We start from the raw sequence: 532 nt of genomic DNA, 5'->3' as shown, positions 1-532 counted from the left end.
GGGCGGGTCGTCGCGGTCAGCCAGAGGATTAAAGGGCCAAGGGACCAGGATCAGCGAAGGTTGGTTGCGGCGTCAAAGCATAGGAGGACTCGCATGGATATGAAGGAAGCCTCGGCAATGACGGAAGCCTCTGGGCTGACAAACGAGCAGGGCGACATTGAGCGGACTCCCGAAGTGCGGCGGGACTCCGCGAGTGGACGTCAACCACTCCAACCGTCGTCGGACGCCGCGATGCGGTGGGCCGAACAGTTGCGCGAGGTGACTATGAAGGCGCCGCTACAATCGCTTTGCGTCGCCTTCCTGGTCGGAGCTTGGGTCGGCCGAAAGCTTTAGCCGGGTCGAGCACCTTGGGTGCCGTAGGCTAGGAAGCTCAAGACATTCCAGACGTCGCTAGGTTTCTACGATCTCGCGATCGCGGCGCCTTCGATGAAGGCGGCGCTCGAGGCCTGGGGCGTAGGCAGCAATTTGTTTCATCGGGGCTTCGCCAGTGAGACTGACGATCCTGACATTGTCGCCGTGACGGGTTTCTTGC

At 61.5% G+C, this 532-nt stretch carries 1 protein-coding gene and 1 pseudogene; both read left to right on the top strand.

Going from position 1 to position 532, the window contains the following annotated elements:
- Positions 1 to 93 precede the first annotated feature (93 nt).
- Positions 94 to 333 (top strand): hypothetical protein, encoded by a 240-nt coding sequence (locus H8A95_RS43515; RefSeq protein ID WP_229188520.1) that lies wholly within the window; start codon positions 94 to 96, stop codon positions 331 to 333.
- 78 nt (positions 334 to 411) lie between these two features.
- Positions 412 to 532, top strand: a pseudogene (locus H8A95_RS43510) (cell envelope biogenesis protein TolA); the annotation flags it as partial.

This window comes from Bradyrhizobium oropedii (genome assembly GCF_020889685.1).
In the GTDB taxonomy this organism is placed as follows: Bacteria; Pseudomonadota; Alphaproteobacteria; order Rhizobiales; family Xanthobacteraceae; genus Bradyrhizobium; species Bradyrhizobium oropedii.
The sequence above is the reverse complement of the archived record's forward strand: the minus strand, read 5'-3'. Positions and strand labels throughout refer to the sequence as shown.